The organism is Herbaspirillum sp. 1130, from assembly GCF_017833835.1.
In the GTDB taxonomy this organism is placed as follows: Bacteria; Pseudomonadota; Gammaproteobacteria; order Burkholderiales; family Burkholderiaceae_D; genus Herbaspirillum; species Herbaspirillum huttiense.
Window position 1 is genome coordinate 325121 of the sequence record NZ_JAFICQ010000003.1, and the last position, 18724, is coordinate 343844.

Genomic DNA, 18724 nt, shown 5'->3' on the forward strand with positions numbered 1-18724 from the left:
GCGGGCTGTTTCATTCATCCAGCACGCCTTTTAGATGATCAAAAAATTCAGTGGCTGCCCGCGGCGGCGGCTGTTCCCGACGTTGCGCGATGGGCGGCGATGGCAGCGTGCAGGTGCTGGATGCGCAGCGACGCCGGCGGATGCGAATCGTAGAAGGCCGAGTGCAGCGGATCGGGGGTGAGGGTCGAGGCATTGTCCTCGTACAGCTTGACCAGTGCCGATACCAGATCCTGGGCATCGGTGTGCTGTGCGGCGAAGGCATCGGCCTCGAACTCGTGCTTGCGCGAGGAGAGCGAAGACAGCGGCGAGAACAGGAAAGTGAAGATCGGCAGCACGAGCATGAACAGGATCAGGGCCATGGCATCGTTGCTGCCCAGCAGCAGAGGCTCCACGCCCAGGCCGGTGTAGAACCATGCTTGGCCCTTCAGATAGCCCAGCAGCGCCAGGAAGGCCAGCGACAGGCCGAACATGACGACCACACGCTTGACGATGTGCTTGAGCTTGAAGTGGCCCAGTTCGTGGGCCAGCACGGCTTCGATCTCATGCGGGGCCAGGCGCGCCAGCAGGGTGTCGAAGAAGACGATGCGCTTGCCCGAGCCGAAGCCCGAGAAGTAGGCATTGCCATGCGCGCTGCGCTTGGAACCGTCCATCACGAACAGGCCCTTGGAGGCGAATCCGACGCGCTGCATCAAGCCTTCGATGCGGCTGCGCAGGCTGTCATCTTCCAGCGCGGTGAATTTGTTGAAGAGCGGCGCGATGAAGCTGGGATAGATCACCAGCATGAGCAGCTGGAAGGCGCACAGCACGATCCAAGTATAGAACCACCAGAGCGCGCCGGCCTTTTCCATCAGCACCAGCACCACCCACAGCAGCGGCAGGCCGATCACGGCACCCAGCAGGGTTTGCTTGATCATGTCGCTGAAGAACAGGCCGCGCGTCATCTTGTTGAAGCCGAAACCGGCTTCCAGCCTGAACTGGCGGTAGTAATCGAAGGGCAGGTCCACCGCACCGGAAATGAGGCCAAATCCCGCCACCAGCGCGATCTGGTACACCATGCCCGGCTCGCCGGTCCAGCCCAGCAGCAGGCTGGAGAGCCATTGCAGCCCGCCCAGCAGGGTGAAGCCGATCAGCACTGCAGCATTGACGATCAGCGTCACCAGGCCGAACTTGGTACGCGCCACCGTGTAGTCGGCCGCCTTCTGGTGGGCCGACAGCGGGATCTTCTCCGCGAACTCGGGCGGCACCGCCGCGCGGTGGGCGATCACATGGCGAATATGGCGCGAAGCCAGCCAGAAACGCACGCCCAGGCTGATGGCCAGGAATACGACGAACAAAACTGAAAACGAAAGTGAAGACATGCTTTCCCTGTGCGAAAATGGCGGAAGTTCGAGGCCCAGGCCCGCGTCCTGCCCCAGCCGGCAGCGGTGGCAGGCCTGTCGGCCATGCCGTCCGGTGCGATCCGGGCGAGCGAACCCAGCAATGAACCCTGCAGTAGATGGGGCCAGGCCCCATCCCGTCAATAAGGAAGAATTATGTCACAAGCCCCCGCCGCGCCTGTCCGGCCCAATGAAATGAACCTGGTCTGGGTCGATATGGAAATGACCGGCCTGGATCCGGACAAGGATCGCATCATCGAAGTGGCCGTGGTGGTTACCGATGCAGAACTGAACGTGCTGGGCGAAGGCCCGGTGCTGGCCATCCACCAGTCCGACGAGCTGCTGGACGGCATGGACGCCTGGAACAAGGGCACCCACGGCCGTTCCGGCCTGATCGACCGCGTCAAGGCGTCCACCGTCACCGAAGCCGACGCCGAACAGCAGATCATCGCCTTCCTGAAGCAATACGTCCCGGCCGGCAAGTCGCCCATGTGCGGCAATTCGATCTGCCAGGACCGCCGCTTCATGGTGCGCGGCATGCCCAAGCTGGAAGAATTCTTCCACTATCGCAACCTCGATGTGTCGACCCTGAAGGAACTCTGCAAGCGCTGGAAGCCTGAAATCGCCACCGGTTTCAAGAAGCGCCAGATGCACACGGCCCTGGCCGACATCCTGGAATCGATCGAAGAACTGAAGTACTACCGCGAGCACTTCATCAAGGAGTGAGGCCGTAGCATCCGGCCCAGGCAGGGTGGTTGGCAGCAACGCCATCCTGTATGAAACAAAAAGGCGCGCCCGGCATCCGGCGCGCCTTTTTCATGGTGCCGGGTGAATCATTCTTCGGAATCTGCGCCGCAGCACTTCTTGTATTTCTTGCCACTGCCGCAGGGGCAGGCATCGTTGCGGCCGGTCTTGGGCGCATCGCGCTGCACCTGCTCGACCGCCGACTTGCGCTTGGGCGCCCAGTAGCGGTGGATGTGCGGAATGGCCGACTCGATCTCGATGGCCAGCTTGTGGGTCTTGAGCGGGTCGTCGATGAGCTTGGTTTCTTCCTCTTCCAGCTCTTCCGAGCCCAGCAGGTAGATGGGGCGCATCAGCGGGGCCAGGTTGGAGTGGAAAATTTCGTCCCACTGCGCCGCGCGCAACTGGATGCCTTCCCAGAAACCCCAGGCCCAGGCTTCCGCATCCAGCAGCGGCTTGCCTTCGTGCTCGCGCTCGCAGAACAGAGGTTCATATTCCTTGGGGGCGACTTCGAAGGTGATGGCGATTTCGTTCATGGTGCGCGCGATCAGGCTGGTGATGCGCTCGGCTTCCTTGCCGTTCTTGAACTTGGGCGTGTCTTCCGGACGGCTGCCCCAGACGCGCGGCAGCCATTCGGCCATCAGCACTTCCTGCGGACCGATGGCCAGGGCCGTCAGGTAGCCGTGCAGGGTGTCCATGGTCATCACATCGTCGGCGCAGCGATCGGAGAGGAGAAAATCGTCGAGTTCGTCGAATTCGGCGTCGGAAAGGGGCTGGTCGAGATGCATGATGGTTCCAATGACTGATGCTAAAGGCAGGAGTGTAAAGGCATTGGCCCGGGGGCGCGAGTGTTGCCGGTCGGTTGCTGCCCGGAATGCTGCAATCGGTTGGGGCGGGCAGGCTGGTGGACAGTACAATAGACGGATGAATTCCCCCGCCCAATCTGCTGACCTCCCCGACGCCACTTCCTTCGCCACGCTCTCGCCCGATACGGTACTCGATGCCCTCGACGGGCTCGGTCTGTATGGAGATGGCCGCCTGCTGGCCCTGAACAGCTATGAAAACCGCGTCTACCAGGTCGGCATGGAAGACGGCCCGCCGCTGGTGGCCAAGTTTTATCGTCCCTTGCGCTGGAGTGATGAGCAGATCCTCGAAGAACACGCTTTTTCGCAGGAATTGGCCGACGAAGAAGTGCCGGTGGTGCCGGCCATGCGTCTCGACAATGGTGCCACCCTGCATCGCCACGCCGGGTTCCGTTTTGCCGTATTCCGCCGCCACGGTGGCCGTGCACCCGAGCTGGACGATGCCGATACCCTGGAGCGTCTGGGCCGCTTCATCGGCCGCATTCATGCGGTCGGCCTGCGCAGCCCGTTCCAGTCCCGCCCGGCGCTGGACATCGCCAGCTTCGGTGAAGAACCGCGTGACTGGCTGCTGGCGCATGATTTCATTCCCATGGATGTGGCCACGGCCTGGCGCACCACGGTCGAGCAGGCGCTCGATGGCGTGCGGCGCTGCTACGAGCGGGCAGGGGAGATCCGCACCCTGCGCCTGCATGGTGATTGCCATGTTGGCAACGTCCTGTGGACCGATGCCGGCCCGCACTTCGTCGATTTCGACGACAGCCGCAGCGGTCCGGCCGTGCAGGACCTGTGGATGCTGCTCTCGGGCGAACGGCGCGAGATGGTCGGCCAGCTGGCCGACCTGTTGGCAGGATATGAAAGTTTCTGCGAATTCGAGCCACGCGAGCTGTATCTCATTGAAGCCCTGCGCACGCTGCGCCTGATCCATTATTCCGCTTGGCTGGCGCGGCGCTGGGATGACCCGGCTTTCCCGGTGGCCTTCCCCTGGTTCAATACCCAACGTTACTGGCAGGACCGCATCCTGGAATTGCGCGAACAGATCGCGCTGATGGATGAACCGCCCCTGTGGCCGGTGTGAATCCGGCGAAATGAACGAAAACAACATCATCATGACGCAAACACTTGTCCGCTGCGGCTGGGTCAACCTGGCCAATCCCCGCTATGTGCAGTATCACGACCATGAATGGGGCGTGCCCTGCCACGATGAAACACGTCTGTTCGAGATGCTCAACCTCGAAGGTGCCCAGGCCGGACTGTCCTGGGAAACCGTGCTCAACAAGCGCGACAGCTACCGCGAGGCCTTCGACGACTGGGATGCCGAGAAGATCGCCCGTTATGACGAGCGCAAGGTGGCGCAATTGCTGAAGAATCCGGGCATCGTGCGCAACCGTCTGAAAGTGGCCGCCACCATCGGCAACGCGCGTGCTTACCTGCAACTGCGCGAGGAAGTAGGCGGGCTCGATGCTTATCTGTGGGGCAAGGTCGATGGCCAGCCCATCGTCAACCGTTGGGCTTCGCTGGCCGATTGCCCGGCCAAGACGCCGCTGTCGGACGCCATTTCCAAGGAGCTGGCCAAGCGCGGCTTCAAGTTTGTCGGTTCCACCATCATCTACGCCTATCTGCAAGGCGTGGGCGTGATCAACGATCACGTGGTGGATTGCCATTGTCACGGCCGTTGAGGCCGGGCGTGCTCTGCACCAAAAGGCCAGCCGATGGGCGGCGGCAGGGCACCGGTTTGGTTTACACTCGCAGCCTGCGATGCAGCATCAGCTTGCACTGCATGGATTCACGAGGCCGGCTGGCGCACTGCCAGGCCGGTGAAGTTTGGGAGTAGCATGATTTTCGTCAAATGGTTTGGCTGGTCGGTCCTCTGGCTGCTGCCGCTGCTGCTTCGCACGGTAGCGCGCGCGCTCGGCCGCAAGTCCGTCTTCGGCGGGCGCGGTGCCATTCGCCTGTGGTGCGGCAGCCTGCTGCTGCTGGCCGCCAGCAGCGCGGTCGAGTCGCTGGTGCGTTCACAACTGATTGCGGGCGATGATGGCCCGGGCGGAGCGCTGTTCGGCGCGGCCCTGATGGATGCGCTGGGCGGCAAGATCAGCCGTGGCATTGCCGCAGTCCTGATGCTGGGTTTGCTGGCGCTGGGCCTGAAATGGCTGCTGGGTGCCATGTTTGGCCGAGGCGCACCGGCTGGCCGTGATGAGCACCCCGAGCTGGACCTGGGGCCGCCGCGCCGTGGCAGCGCCGAAAGTGAACGATTGCGCATGAGCAGCCTGCACGGCAGCGCCGGACCCGCCCGCAGCAGTTTCCCCGCCAGTACCGAACGCCGTGCCCCGATGCCGCGCACGCCTGCTCCCGGTTCCGCATCGGCCAAGCGCATGCCGCCGGCCTCGCCCTTCGCCCCGCGCCCCCGTCCGGCCCGCCTGACGCCGGCCCCGGCACCGGAGCGTCCGGCCGGGAACGCACCGCGTGACGACTGGAAAGTGCCACTGTCGGCCCTCACCGGCGGCAGCCGCAACAGCCAGCCAACGCCTGCCGGCAGCGCGCAGGGCGGCAAGTGGCCTTCCATCAATCCGCGCCAGACGGACCCGGCGGCCAAACCGCGTCCGGAATCCGAATGGGCCGCCTTCGAAAGCCTGCGTCCGACCGAAGCCATGCTGGCCCGTGCCGCTGCCAGCCGTGCCATCTCGGCGGCCAGCGCGGCGGCCGATGCCAGCCTGTCTCGCGCGGCCACGCCGTCGCCGCCGATCCGTCCGATTCCGCCGTCGATTGCACGCGGCAATCCGGCACCGGCCCAGCCTACCCGCAGCATCCGCATCAGCAGCGTGGGCCGTGCTCCTGAGCCGGGCAGTGTGCCCGGTAAACCGGTCGAGCGTGCCGATGTCGTGCCCACGCGCCTGATGCGTTCCCTGCAGCAGGCCAGCGGCGAGCAGGAAACGCCGCCCGCTGCGCCGTTGCCACCACAGATGCAGCCCATCGTGCCGCTGAGTCCGCAGGGACAGCCCTTGCCGGAATCCTTGGGACCGCTGCCCGCGCCCGTGCCCGTGCCGCCCGCGGCGGTTACCCCCGCCGTGCCACCCTTCATGGCACCGATGGCGGCCCCCGAGCCTGCACCGCCGCTGCCCGAGCCGCAACCGGAACCGATCGACCTCGGCACCTTCAATGCCCCCTGGTTCGACATGCTGCCCGACCCCGCGCCCGAAGCGCCGCCGGCCCAGCCCGCTGCGGCCTTCAGCGTGCGCATGCCCGAAGCGGCGCCAGCCTACGTGCAGCCGGTGGCCATGGCGCCCGAGGGCTACGTCGATGAGCCGCGCGTGGACATCCCCTTGCCGTCATTGGACCTGCTCGATGAAGTCCCCGAATCGCGCATCGAGGTCGACCCCGAGCAACTGCAGGAAACCGGTCGCCTGATCGAACAGCGCCTGCGCGAATTCAAGGTGCCGGTCACGGTGTTGGGGGCCGAGGCCGGTCCGGTGATTACCCGTTTCGAAGTGGAGCCGGCACAAGGCGTGCGTGGCGCTCAGGTGGTGAACCTGGTGAAGGATCTTTCACGTGCCCTGGGCCTGACCTCCATTCGCGTGGTCGAGACCATTCCCGGCAAGACCTGCATGGGCCTGGAGCTGCCCAATGCGCGCCGGCAGATGATCAAGCTCTCCGAGATCGTGCATTCGCAGGCTTATCGCAAATCCGCTTCGCACCTGACCATTGCCATGGGCAAGGACATCACCGGCACGCCCGTGGTGACCGACCTGGCGCGCGCGCCGCACATGCTGGTGGCCGGTACCACCGGGTCGGGCAAGTCGGTGGCCATCAATGCGATGATCCTCTCGCTGCTCTACAAGGCTACGCCCGAGGAAGTGCGCCTCATCATGATCGACCCCAAGATGCTGGAGCTGTCGATCTATGAAGGCATTCCGCACCTGCTGGCCCCGGTGGTGACCGACATGCGCGAGGCCGCGCATGCCCTGAACTGGGCGGTGGAAGAGATGGAGCGCCGCTACAAGAAGATGTCCAAGCTGGGCGTACGCAATCTGGCCGGCTACAACCAGAAGCTCGATGATGCCGCCGCCCGTGGCGAGAAGATTCCCAATCCCTTCAGCCTCACGCCCGACGCGCCCGAGCCGCTGGAAAAGCTGCCCACCATCGTGATCGTCATCGACGAACTGGCCGACCTCATGATGGTGGTCGGCAAGAAGGTGGAAGAGTTGATTGCGCGCCTGGCCCAGAAGGCACGCGCAGCCGGCATCCACCTGATCCTGGCCACGCAGCGGCCGTCGGTGGACGTCATCACCGGCCTCATCAAGGCCAACATCCCGACCCGCGTGGCCTTCCAGGTCTCTTCCAAGATCGACTCGCGCACCGTGCTGGACCAGATGGGGGCCGAATCGCTGCTGGGCCATGGCGACATGCTGTTCCTGCCGCCGGGCTCGGGCTATCCGCAGCGGGTGCATGGCGCCTTTGTCTCCGATGAAGAAGTGCACCGCGTGGTGGAATACCTGAAGTCCTTCGGTGAACCGCGCTACATCGAGGAAATCCTGGCTCCGCCGATTTCGGAAGACACGGCCCAGGCCGACATGTTCGCCGGCGGCGAGGGCGGCGATGCCGAAGCCGACCCGCTCTACGACGAAGCGGTGGCCTTCGTGCTCAAGACCCGCCGCGCCTCCATCTCCTCGGTGCAGCGGCAATTGCGCATCGGCTACAACCGCGCTGCGCGGCTGGTGGAGCAGATGGAAACGGCGGGCGTGCTCTCGGCCATGTCGCGCAACGGCAGCCGCGATATCCTGGTGCCACCCTCGGGGGGCGGTGGCGAAGAATAAGAAGCACAGCCCAAAAGAAAATCGGCGGACCCTTGCAGGTCCGCCGATTTTTTTCATCACGCAGGGCGATCATTGCGGCAGGTCAGGCGACCTGCCCGGCATCAGACATCCAGCTGCGTCACCAGCTTGGTGTTGATGTAGGCCTCGATGGCCTCGGTACCGCCTTCGGAACCGTAGCCGCTGTCCTTGATGCCGCCGAAGGGCAGTTCCGGCAGGGCCAGGCCCAGGTGGTTGATGGTCAGCATGCCGCTTTCCACGCGCGCGGCCAGGGCGTGCTTGGTCTTGGCCGACTTGGCGAAGGCGTAGGCGGCCAGACCGAAGGGCAGGCGGTTGGCTTCGGTGATCACTTCATCCAGGGTCTCGAAGGAATTGATGATGGCCAGCGGACCGAAGGGCTCCTCGTTCATCACGCGGGCGTCCAGCGGGACATTGGTCAGCACGGTCGGCTGGAAGAAATAACCCTTGTCGCCGATGCGCTTGCCACCGGTGCGCAATTGCGCGCCTTGCGAGACGGCATCATCGATCAGCGCTTCCAGCGCCGGGATGCGGCGCTTGTTGGCGACCGGGCCCATGCCCACGCCAGCTTCCAGGCCATTGCCTACCTTCAGCTGTTCGGCATAGGTGACGAACTTGTCGACGAAGGCGTTGAAGACACCCTTCTGCACCAGGAAGCGGGTCGGCGAGACGCACACCTGGCCGGCATTGCGGAACTTGGAGGTGGCCAGGGTCTTGGCGGCCAGTTCCACGTCCACGTCATCGAACACCATGGCCGGTGCGTGGCCGCCCAGTTCCATGGTGGCGCGCTTCATGTGCTGGCCGGCCAGGGCTGCCAGCTGCTTGCCCACCGGAGTGGAACCGGTGAAGGAAATCTTCTTGATCACCGGATGCGGGATCAGGTATTCCGAGATCTCGGCCGGCACGCCATAGACCAGGTTGATGACACCGGCCGGCACGCCTGCATCGGCGTAGGCGCGGATCAGTTCGGCCGGGGAGGCCGGGGTTTCTTCCGGCGCCTTGACGATGACGGAGCAGCCTGCAGCCAGGGCCGCCGAGAGCTTGCGCACCACCTGGTTGATCGGGAAGTTCCACGGGGTGAAGGCGGCTACCGGACCGACCGGCTCCTTGATCACCATCTGGTAGGCACCCGGCACGCGGGCCGGCACCAGGCGGCCGTAGGTGCGGCGGGCTTCCTCGGCGAACCAGTCGATGGTGTCGGCCGCGCCCAGGGTTTCCATCTTGGATTCACCCAGCGGCTTGCCTTGTTCCAGGGTCATCAGGCGCGCGATATCGTCAGCGCGCTCGCGCAGCAGGTCAGCGGCACGGCGCATGATCTTGGAACGCTCGAAGGCGGACATGTTGCGCCAGGTCTCGAAGCCCTTTTTGGCGGCTTCCAGGGCGCGATCCAGGTCGCTGCGGTCGGCGTGGGCGATCTTGCCGATCACTTCCTCGGTAGCCGGATTGACGACATCGATGGTGCGGCCGGAGGCGCTGGCGGTCCATTCGCCGTTGATGAAAAGCTGTACGTCCTTATACATGGGCAATCCTCGTTCGTCAGGTTGGGGAAGGGCCGGCGCTGCCCGGTTCGGCCCAATGGGCTACACGCAGGGCAGGCGCGATGGCCTGGGAAGAATGCAGACAGACCGGCTTGCGCCGCTCTGGTTCACACGCAATGCGAAGCCAGTGAAGCTTGTTGCGAAGACCACCTTTATACCACGCGCTTCATTTTCACGTCGGCCACCGGAGCGCCGACAGCGGCTTCCTACAAGGCTGGACGGGCGGCTCGGAAGCAGGAACAATCGTTCATACGCACCGGTCACACTGCCACAACAATATGCCCAGCCGAGGACTTCATGAGCAGCTCTTCCGACCCGTTTCGTCCCGCCCGCACACCGCCAGCCGCTGCCCGTCCTCAATCCGGGGAGGAGCCGGGCAGTCCTTCCCCGGGCGGCCTGGTCGCCGCTGCCCTGTTGAGCGCCGGCGCAGGTCTGTGGCTGGGAAGAAAGCGCCGCCAGAAGCGCGTGACTGCGTCGCCGACAGCGCGCCGGATGGTGGTCTCCCGTGCAGAGGAGGAGAACAGCAAGGCGCCTACCGGCCATTCCGCGACGGCTCATCACGATGCACTGCCGCAAGGACTGGAACGGGCCTTGCGGCTGGTGACGCTGGCCATGCCGCTGATTGCCGCCTGGCGCAAGGGATCGGCCCGTGCCAAGGCGGCCGCCGCCAAGGCCAAGACCGATACACCGCTGCCGCCGGATGCCCCCGCGCGGATCGACATCATCAAGGCCAAGCTGGAACCGGCGCCCTCGGATTATCTGGACCCGGCGGCCGAGGTCAAGATGATCAAGGGCGGCACGCGCGCCCAGCAGGCCTGGCAGATGACGGTGGCCGCCGTCAATGCGTGGATCGATGACTTCGCTCCCAGCATGGGGGCGGCCATCGCCTACTACACCATCTTCTCGATTGCTCCCATGCTGGTGATCGCCATCGCGGTGGCCGGCATGCTGTTCGGCCACGATGCCGCGCAGGGCGAGATCGTCAACCAGATCCGCGACATCGTCGGTACCGAAGGCGCGTTTGCCATCCAGGGTTTGCTGAAGTCGGTGAGCCAGCCGCGCGAGGGCATGATCGCCGCCGGCATTTCGGTAGTCACGCTGGTCATTGGTGCCACTGCGGTGTTTTCCGAATTGCAGAGTGCGCTCGACCGCATCTGGCGCATCCCCGTCGCCAAGCGCAAGAGTGGTCTGTGGCAACTGGCGCGCACGCGGCTGTTGTCCTTCGGCCTGATCATCGGTCTGGGTTTCCTGCTGATCATCTCGCTGGTGGTCAGTGCGGCGCTGGCGGCGCTGGGACGCTGGTGGGGCGGCTGGTTCGAAGGATGGCAACTGCTGCTGCAGATGCTCAACTTTGTGCTGTCCTTCGTGGTGTTCTCCACGCTCTTCTCGATGATCTACAAGTTCATGCCGCGCGTGACGCTCTCTTGGCATGACGTGTGGATCGGTGCCGTGGCCACCACCGTGCTCTTCATCATCGGCAAGTATCTGATTGGTCTGTATCTGGGCAGCACCGGCATGACCTCCGGCTTCGGGGCGGCCGGCTCGTTTGCGTTGCTGCTGCTGTGGATCTATTACTCCGCGCAGATCTTCCTGCTCGGTGCCGAGTTCACGTGGATCTACGCCAACAACTTCGGCTCGCGCGCGAAACGCCAGCGGCTGGTCAATACGGTGGAAGACCATCACGTGAGCATCGAGCAGGCGCAACAGGTGGTGCGTGCGGGTGACAATCCCCGCTAAGCCGGCAGGATGGCCGCGCACTCTTCGGCGGCCCACAGCCGCAGCGTATCGCCGAAGCCGCCGCGCGCCTTGCTCTGCTTGCGGGTGCTGGTGATCACCCGCACCCGCGCACTCCAGGCGATCTGCGCATCGGTGGCCTGCAAGGCCTGCACCAGTCCCACATCCTCATGACAGGCCAGCGCCGGAAAGCCGCCCGCACGCAGATAGGCCTGGGCGCAGACACCCAGATTGGCACCGTGGATATGGCGATGGCCATCCTCATCGTGATAGTCGCGCGCGAAGCGTTGCTGCACCTCCGGCGGATGATCGCCCCAGTGGTCGGGCGTGACCGTACCGCAGACCGCATCCGCCTTCAGCGCCAGTTGTGCCGCCAGCCAATCGGGGGCAACCCGCGTATCGGCATCGGTAAAGGCTAGCCAGCGTGCGCCCGCAGCGATCAGTGCGCGTGCACCGTGATGCCGCGCCAGGCCGACATTGCGCACCTGCAGCGGCAGCACCGTCACCGGATGGCGGCGTGCGATTTGCTCGGAGCCGTCGCTGCAACTGTCGAGTACCACCACGATACTCACCGCCTCACCCTGCAGCTGAGGATGTGCAGCCGCCTTGCGCACCGCCTGCAGGCAGGCGTGCAGGCTGGCTTCTTCGTCGTGCGCGGGGATGACGATGCCGATCATGCTAGGTTCTCCGGGAAGTGGTGGGTGCAGTGCGGGTCAGATCCTGCGCCAGAGGTCGATGAGGATGTCTTCATCCTCGTAGCAGGCCTGGCGCTTCAGTCGCGCGTGCGCATCGATGAGCTGGTGCATGGGCCGCGTGGCCAGCAGGCGGTCGTCGAAATCCTTCTTCCAGTGGCAGGCCAGCAGGTGTCCGCCCGGCGACAGGCTGGCTGCGGCCAGTGCCGCCATCTCGGCCATGTTGGGCGCATCGAAGTAGTAGCAAAGTTCGGAAAACACGATCAGGTCTACCGCCGGCATGTCATGTTCGGCCGCTGGCCACTGTTCGGGCAGCGACTGCCGGCGCACCTGTACATGCGACAGGTGCGCCGTCTTCTCGCGCGTGATGCGTACCGCTTCCGCGCTGAAATCGGAGGCCATCAGCCACTGGCAACGTGCGGCCAGTTGCAGCGTCAGCTCGCCGCTGCCACAGCCGGGCTCGAAGATGGCGCTGCATTGCTGGCGCGGCAGGATGGCCTCGACCAGGGCACGCTTGCGTTGTTCGTACCAGCTGTCCCGCGTCTTCCACGGATCGTCGCTGGCAGCATAGAGCTGATCGAAATGGCGCGTGGCCGGAAGCTGTGCTGCCCTCATAGGAAGAACACCTCGTAAGGCCGCACGAAATGCGCCAGCACACCGGCCGGCAGCACCGGATCGCGTTCGCCGTCACTGCCGATCTGGCTGTGATAGCAGCGCAGGGCGCGTCGCTTCATCATGCTGGTGCCAGCATCGAAGGCCAGCTTGTGGGCGCGGCCCCAAGGGAATTCTCCACCCAGCGGCTGTGCCCAGTGCCAGCCCCAGATCGGCACTTCCACCAGCTTGCAGCCCAGTTCGTGTTCCAGCTCGGCGGCCACTTCGCCCACGGTCTCGTGGTCGGGATGGCCGTCCAGCCGCCACGGCGCGAAGACGATGTCGGTATGGCGCAATTGCGCGATCAGCCAGGCCTTCAGTTCCAGCCTGTGCTGGCGGATCTGGCCGTCGGGAATGCGCGCGCGCAGGATCTGCGCTTGACCCGCTCCCAGGCATTCTAGCGCGGCCATGCTCTCGGCGGGACGCAGCAGCGGCAGGCGTGCTGCCAGCGGCGACGAGGGCGGGTGACTGCGTTCGCCATCGCTCACGGCGACCACGGCGATCTCGCGCATCATGCCGGCCAGTTGGGCGATCAGCCCGCCGCATCCGAGCGTTTCGTCGTCGGGATGCGGTGCCAGGATCACCGCACGTGATCGCGCGGGCACCAGCTGGCTCAGTTCCAGTTCCGGCAGGGCATGCAGGCGCTGGCAGGATTGCCACACATCCTCGGCGGTGCCGTGGGCGATGTCGATATGGCGCGCAGGAGCGGCCGTCCTGGCCGATGGGGGCGGCTTTACAGTAAGCATGGGGAGGACTCCTCTTCAAGACTGGCCTTGGCCAGCGCGGTCATGTCGCGTTCGGCGTGGCTCTGGCGCAGCCACACCGGCAGATCGGCAAGCAGGCGCGCACTGTGCCGGCTGCCGCAATAGGGATGGGGACCGAGGGCAGCCCCGAGGTCCTCGATGATCTGCAGGCAGGCACGCTCCACGGTCAGGCGCGTGCTCAGGGCGTCCTGCATGGCATTGGCACGCGGATGGGCATCGATGCGCGCGGCGCTCTCGCGCAGGCAGGCCGCTGCTGCATGCCCGGCGCACAGTGCGCTGCCCAGCCGGGCCAGCGCATGGCTGTCCGCACGCTGCGCCAGGCTCTGGCGCAGCACGGAGACCAGCGCGGTAGCAGCGCCGTGCCAGCAGGCGGCAATGCCGATGCCACCCTGCCAAAAACCGGGACGGTCCAGATAGAAGCCCGGACCGCCGATCACCTGCGCGGTGACCGTACGCAATTGCAGGCGCGCAGTGCGGGTGGCAGCCATGCCGATGGCAGCCCAGTCGTCCTCGATGATGCTGACGCCCGGCTGGCTCAGTTCAATGGCCAGCAGCCAATAGCGGTCTTGCTCGTCGCGATGGCCGAGCAGCGCATGCGTGACGGCGGCTGCGCCCGAGCACCAGGATTTTTCGCCGTCAAGGATGACCTGATCAGCTTGCTCACGCAGGTGCAGGCTGCCGGGCCGGCCTTGCGCGCACCACACGCCCCAGATCGAATGCGGTGGTACCGGGGCGTGGGCTTCGGCCAGGATGGCGAGGGCATCGGTATGGGCTTCGAACAGCTTGGCCAGCGACAGATCCTGCGCGGCCACGGCCGCCAGCGCCTGCCAGCGCGCAAGCGTCTCGCCGTGGCCCGGCAGGGGCAGACGGTCCAATCCCGCTGCCACCAGCTGGCGCAGCAGCCGCGCGGCGACGGTGGGTAGCTGGGCGTGCGGGCTTTGGTGCAAGGCAGGCGCAATGAATTCCTCCAGCGCTGCAGGCAGCGAGGGAAAGGGTGGGGCGTAGCGGCGGGTGGAGCTGCTCATCATGATGAGGGGCACAGAGGCGCACGGGCTGTGCAATGGTGAAGAGTATGAGTGCCTTCGCATCTGCAAGCTGTCGGTGCGCTACCGTGTTTGACGTAGGAATTCGGTAAGCGCTCGCACCCCGCCGAGCCCGTGCGCGCAAGCGCTGACGCCATCTGTAGGAATCCAATGCGCTGTAAAACCGTCACGCGCCTACAGCCAAATTGCGCGCTCACTTTCATCATGGCGATCCGGACGCAGAAGTCTTCCATGCGCCGCGCCAAAGGGCGACCACGTGACCATGCAGTGCGCCCCCCACGAATGCATCACGCTCGGAGAAGCGACATGAAAACCAAGGATATCCCCGAAGAAGCGACGTTCGACGAATACAACAATGCCGCCGGCGGCTGGGGCTCGGTCAAGGCGCTGGGTGCCATCCTGCAGCAGGAGCACGTCATCGCCACCGGCACGCGCATCCTCATGAAGCAGAACAAGCCGGACGGCTTTGCTTGCGTCAGCTGTTCCTGGGCCAAGCCGGCTGATCCGCATCTGTTTGAATTCTGCGAGAACGGTGCCAAGGCCACCGCCTGGGAGATTACCGGCAAGCGCGCCACCCCCGAATTCTTCGCCCAGCATACTGTCACCGAGATGGAGAGCTGGAACGATCTCGAACTGGAATCCACCGGCCGCATCACCGAGCCCATGAAATACGATGCCGCCAGCGACCGCTACCTGCCGGTCTCGTGGAACGAAGCCTTCGATGACATCGCGGCGCAACTGCGTGCCATGGATCCGAAGAAGGTGGTGTTCTACGCGTCGGGCCGGGCCTCGCTCGAGACCTCGTACATGTATCAGCTGATCGCACGCATGTACGGCACCAACAACTTGCCCGACAGTTCCAACATGTGCCACGAGTCCACCTCCGTGGCACTGCCGCAGACCATCGGCGTGCCCGTGGGCACGGTCAGGCTGGACGATTTCGAGCAGACAGGGTGCATCCTCTTCTTCGGCCACAACACCGGCACCAATGCGCCGCGCATGCTGCATCAGCTGGAAGAGGCGCGCAAGCGCGGCGTACCGGTGATCACCTTCAACCCCTTGCGCGAGCGCGGACTGGAACGCTTCGTCAACCCGCAATCACCCAAGGAGATGATCACCCCGGCGCACACCGACATCAGTTCGCAATATCTGCAGATCAGGATCGGCGGCGACACGGCGGCCGCCATCGGCATGGCCAAGCGCATCCTGGAACGTGACGAACGCGCCCGCACGCAAGGCTTGCCACGCCTGCTGGACCAGGCCTTCATCGATGAGCACACCAGCGGCTTCGACGAGTTCGCCGCCGCTGCACGTGCCGCCGAGTGGGCCGAGATCGAACGCCACGCCGGCGTCTCGCGCGCAGAGCTGGAGCTGGCAGCCGATACCTATGCCGCTGCGGACAGTGCCATGCTCATGTATGGCATGGGCATTACCCAGCATCGTGAGGCGGTGCGTGCCATCCACATGCTGACCAATCTGCTGCTCATGCGCGGCAATATCGGCAAGCCGGGCGCGGGCATCTGCCCCATCCGCGGCCATTCCAACGTGCAGGGCCAGCGCACCGTCGGCATCACCGAAAAACCGGAGATGGTGCCCAATGACAAGCTGCGCGCGCTCTATCATTTCGAGCCACCGATGGAAAAGGGCCTCAACACGGTGGAAGCCTGCGAAAAGATTCGTGATGGCGAACTGTCCGCCTTCTTCATGCTGGGCGGGAATTTCGTGCGGGCCATTCCCGATCATGGGGTGATGGAACCCGCCTGGCGCAAGCTGCCGCTGACGGTGCAGGTGGTGACGCACTTCAACCGTTCCTGCGTCATCCATGGCAAGACGTCCTACATGCTGCCCTGCCTCGGCCGCATCGAGATCGACCAGCAACGCGGCGGCGAGCAGGCCGTGTCCGTGGAAGACAGCACCGGTTGCATGCATGGCTCGCGCGGGCGGGTCAAACCGGCCTCGCCGCATCTGCTGTCGGAACCGGCCATCCTGGCCGAACTGGCCAAGCGACTGCTGCCGGTCAATCCACAGGTGGACTGGGATGCGTGGGTCGGCGACTACGCCCTGATTCGCGATGCCATCGAGGCCACCTATCCTGACATCTTCCGCGACTTCAATGCACGCATGTGGACGCCAGGCGGTTTCGCGCGCCCGCTGGCGGCGCGCGAACGGCAATGGAAGACTCCCAACGGCAAGGCCAACTTCAAGACTCCAGACGGCTTTGATCCTGATCCCGACATGCCTGGCGATGCCCCCGGCGTGTTGCGGCTCATGACCACGCGCGGTGACAGTCAATTCAATACGACCGTCTATTCGCTGGATGACCGCTTCCGTGGCGTGTGGGGCACGCGTCGCGTGCTGCTGATGAATCTGCGCGATTTGCAGCAGCAGGGATTGGGCGCAGGGGATTTCGTCACGGCCGAGACGGTGTCGGATGACGGCGTGCAGCGCCGCGTCGAGCATTTGCGCGTGGAGCCTTTCGATATTCCGGTGGGCTGCGTGATGGGTTATTTCCCTGAACTCAACCGGCTCATCCCGCTGTTCCACCATGCACGCGGCAGCAAGGTACCGGCGGCGAAGTCGATTCCGATTCGCTTGATTCCGGAGATTGGGGAGCCGGTGTTGTCGTGATTTGTTGTGCGTGCGCGTTCGTCGAACTATCGCGGAAATTGATAGAAACAGAATGAGTCGACTTGCGCTGTTGTCATGAGATTGGCAAGCTCCTGCATTCTTCAGGAGACTGTCATGCATCAGCCATCACGCGATCTCACTTACGTACCCAATGAGGTCGTCGCTTTGATGATCCATCATCAATGGACCGCCATCCGCAGCTGGCGCGAACATCTGAATCTGACCCAGCAAGAAGTCGCTGCCCGCATCGGTATCTCGCAGTCTGCCTATGCGCAGCAGGAAAGCAGCAAACGCTTGCGTCCAATGTCCCTCGAAAGAATTGCCGCGGCGCTTGGCCTGAGTGTCGAACAGCTCGATTTCTGACGCAACCCACCACAAGAAAAAAGGCCCCGCCAAAGCGGGGCCAAGAGGGAACTGAGGAAACCTCAGGGTTACAACACAAAAACACCTTGCGTACTGCTGTTCAGCTATTGGCTGATAAAAAATTTATATTGTTTATAAATTATCGTAAATCAGCCGTCGGAAATTTCTCCGGTCAATACTTCCACATGATCTTCTGCAATTCCTTGGGATCATTGGTGCGGGTCAGGGCCAGCTCGGCCAGGATGCGCGCCTTCTGGGCATTCTGGTCATCGGTCACCACCCAGTCGTACTTGTCATCAGGCTGCTCGCCGTTGCGGATCACCACGCCGCTGCCGGTGCGCGAGGCGCGGATCACCTGCACACCCTTGCTGCGCACTTCCTGCAGCACCGGCACGATCTGTTCGGCCACGCTGCCGTTGCCGGTGCCGTCATGGATGATGGCCTTGGCACCTGCCGCCACGAAGGCGTCATACGCCGTGCGGCTGACGTTGCCGTAGTTGTAGACGATGTCCACGCGCGGCAGGCTGCTGATCTTGTCGATGTCGAACTCGGTCTGCGTGGTGTGCGGACGCGCAGGCAGGCGATAGAAGCTCAGCTTGTTTTCCACCACATAGCCCAGCGGGCCATAGGGCGAGCGGAAGGTCTCGACCTTGAAGGTATTGCTCTTGGTGACGTCGCGGCCGGAATGGATCTCGTCGTTCATCACCACCAGCGTGCCCTTGCCAGCGGCTTCCTTGCTGCCGGCCACCAGCACCGCGTCATACAGGTTCAGCGCACCATCCGCGCCCAGCGCGGTACCGGGCCGCATGGAGCCGACCACCACCACCGGCTTCTCGCTCTTCAATACCAGGTTCAGGAAATAGGCCGTCTCTTCGATGGTGTCGGTGCCGTGGGTGATGACGATGCCGTCCACATCACTCTGCTTCAGCAGTTCCGAAACGCGCTTGCCCAGCTTGATCAGACGCTCGTCATTGAAACTCTCGCTGCCGATCTGGAAGATCTGTTCGCCGCGCACGTTGGCGATCTTGGAAATTTCGGGGACGGCGGCGATGATCTTGTCGACCGGGACCACGGCCGATTGATAGGCGGCGGTATTGACGCTGGAGGCGCCCGCGCCGGCGATGGTGCCGCCGGTGCCGATGACGACCACGTTGGGCTTCTTGTCCTGGGCGTGCGCCGCAAAGGCGCAGGCCAGCGAGAGGATCATGACCGAACCGATTTTCTTGAAGTGTGCCTGCTGCATTGTTATAAGTCTCCTGGTTGACACGATGAGGCCGCGGGCGATCGCCCAATTTTTCTAAGTCTCGGTGCGGCGGATCGCGCGGATGAATTCGCGCACGGGGCGTCGAACGTTGGCGATCATACGAAAGCGCCGCGCTGCTGTCTCATGCTTTTAAAACATGAACGAATGCACGGCATGCATGAGCCCGCCCAATACCCATGCGACTTGCAGGACAGTACATGGAAAATGCGAACGAAAAAAAAAGACCGCTCGCGCGGCCCTGGTA

The 18724-nt window shown here is 64.1% G+C and carries 15 protein-coding genes; 7 read left to right on the forward strand and 8 right to left on the reverse strand.

What is annotated here, in order from left to right:
• Positions 1-47: 47 nt before the first annotated feature.
• Entirely contained in the window at positions 48-1358 is a 1311-nt protein-coding gene (locus JOD78_RS15065) for a M48 family metallopeptidase (RefSeq protein ID WP_121038336.1), read from the reverse strand.
• Between the two features lie 174 nt (positions 1359-1532).
• Here JOD78_RS15065 and orn point away from each other — a divergent pair, with 174 nt between their 5' ends.
• The gene (orn, locus tag JOD78_RS15070) at positions 1533-2102 is read left to right on the forward strand and encodes an oligoribonuclease (RefSeq protein WP_008326970.1); all 570 of its coding nucleotides are present in this window, start codon (positions 1533-1535) and stop codon (positions 2100-2102) included.
• Positions 2103-2209: 107 nt separating this feature from the next.
• Here orn and JOD78_RS15075 read toward each other — a convergent pair whose 3' ends face one another.
• Positions 2210-2905: a UPF0149 family protein gene (locus JOD78_RS15075; RefSeq protein WP_121038339.1), complete on the reverse strand. Its 696-nt coding sequence runs from the start codon at positions 2903-2905 to the stop codon at positions 2210-2212.
• A 136-nt stretch (positions 2906-3041) separates the two neighbouring features.
• On the opposite strand from JOD78_RS15075, the gene JOD78_RS15080 reads away from it, so the two are divergent.
• From JOD78_RS15080 to JOD78_RS15090, 3 genes are all read left to right on the forward strand, one after another.
• Positions 3042-4055 (forward strand): serine/threonine protein kinase, encoded by a 1014-nt coding sequence (locus JOD78_RS15080; protein ID WP_121038342.1) that lies wholly within the window; start codon positions 3042-3044, stop codon positions 4053-4055.
• Between the two features lie 31 nt (positions 4056-4086).
• Positions 4087-4656, forward strand: a complete 570-nt coding sequence (locus JOD78_RS15085) for a DNA-3-methyladenine glycosylase I (protein WP_034330504.1) — start codon at positions 4087-4089, stop codon at positions 4654-4656.
• A gap of 156 nt (positions 4657-4812) precedes the next feature.
• Entirely contained in the window at positions 4813-7788 is a 2976-nt protein-coding gene (locus JOD78_RS15090) for a DNA translocase FtsK (protein WP_209568575.1), read from the forward strand.
• Between the two features lie 101 nt (positions 7789-7889).
• Here the strand turns inward: JOD78_RS15090 and JOD78_RS15095 are convergent, their stop codons facing one another.
• Complete coding sequence (locus JOD78_RS15095; RefSeq protein ID WP_209568573.1) at positions 7890-9323, reverse strand: NAD-dependent succinate-semialdehyde dehydrogenase; 1434 nt, start codon at positions 9321-9323, stop codon at positions 7890-7892.
• A 315-nt stretch (positions 9324-9638) separates the two neighbouring features.
• Between JOD78_RS15095 and JOD78_RS15100 the strand changes: the two genes are divergently transcribed.
• Positions 9639-11078, forward strand: coding sequence for a YihY/virulence factor BrkB family protein (locus JOD78_RS15100; protein ID WP_245202150.1), 1440 nt, complete (start codon positions 9639-9641; stop codon positions 11076-11078).
• On the opposite strand, the gene JOD78_RS15105 is transcribed toward JOD78_RS15100, so the two are convergent.
• The 4 genes from JOD78_RS15105 to JOD78_RS15120 are packed head-to-tail and all read right to left on the reverse strand — an operon-like array spanning position 11075 to position 14210.
• A complete protein-coding gene (locus tag JOD78_RS15105) occupies positions 11075-11752 on the reverse strand; it encodes a glycosyltransferase family A protein (RefSeq protein ID WP_209568571.1) in 678 nt (225 codons plus the stop codon). The genes JOD78_RS15100 and JOD78_RS15105 overlap by 4 nt on opposite strands.
• A 36-nt stretch (positions 11753-11788) precedes the next feature.
• Positions 11789-12382 (reverse strand): SAM-dependent methyltransferase, encoded by a 594-nt coding sequence (locus JOD78_RS15110; protein ID WP_121038354.1) that lies wholly within the window; start codon positions 12380-12382, stop codon positions 11789-11791.
• The gene (locus JOD78_RS15115) at positions 12379-13164 is read right to left on the reverse strand and encodes a PIG-L family deacetylase (protein WP_209568569.1); all 786 of its coding nucleotides are present in this window, start codon (positions 13162-13164) and stop codon (positions 12379-12381) included. The genes JOD78_RS15110 and JOD78_RS15115 overlap by 4 nt, the downstream gene beginning before the upstream one ends.
• A complete protein-coding gene (locus JOD78_RS15120; protein WP_209568567.1) occupies positions 13152-14210 on the reverse strand; it encodes an acyl-CoA dehydrogenase in 1059 nt (352 codons plus the stop codon). The genes JOD78_RS15115 and JOD78_RS15120 overlap by 13 nt, the downstream gene beginning before the upstream one ends.
• 321 nt (positions 14211-14531) lie before the next feature.
• Between JOD78_RS15120 and JOD78_RS15125 the strand changes: the two genes are divergently transcribed.
• Together JOD78_RS15125 and JOD78_RS15130 are read left to right on the forward strand one after the other, a co-directional pair.
• Entirely contained in the window at positions 14532-16853 is a 2322-nt protein-coding gene (locus tag JOD78_RS15125; RefSeq protein ID WP_199725003.1) for an FdhF/YdeP family oxidoreductase, read from the forward strand.
• 114 nt (positions 16854-16967) lie between these two features.
• On the forward strand, positions 16968-17216 hold the full coding sequence (locus JOD78_RS15130) for a helix-turn-helix transcriptional regulator (RefSeq protein ID WP_199725004.1): 249 nt from the start codon (positions 16968-16970) through the stop codon (positions 17214-17216).
• A gap of 172 nt (positions 17217-17388) precedes the next feature.
• Here the strand turns inward: JOD78_RS15130 and JOD78_RS15135 are convergent, their stop codons facing one another.
• Positions 17389-18459, reverse strand: coding sequence for an asparaginase (locus JOD78_RS15135; RefSeq protein WP_034337408.1), 1071 nt, complete (start codon positions 18457-18459; stop codon positions 17389-17391).
• Positions 18460-18724: the final 265 nt, after the last annotated feature.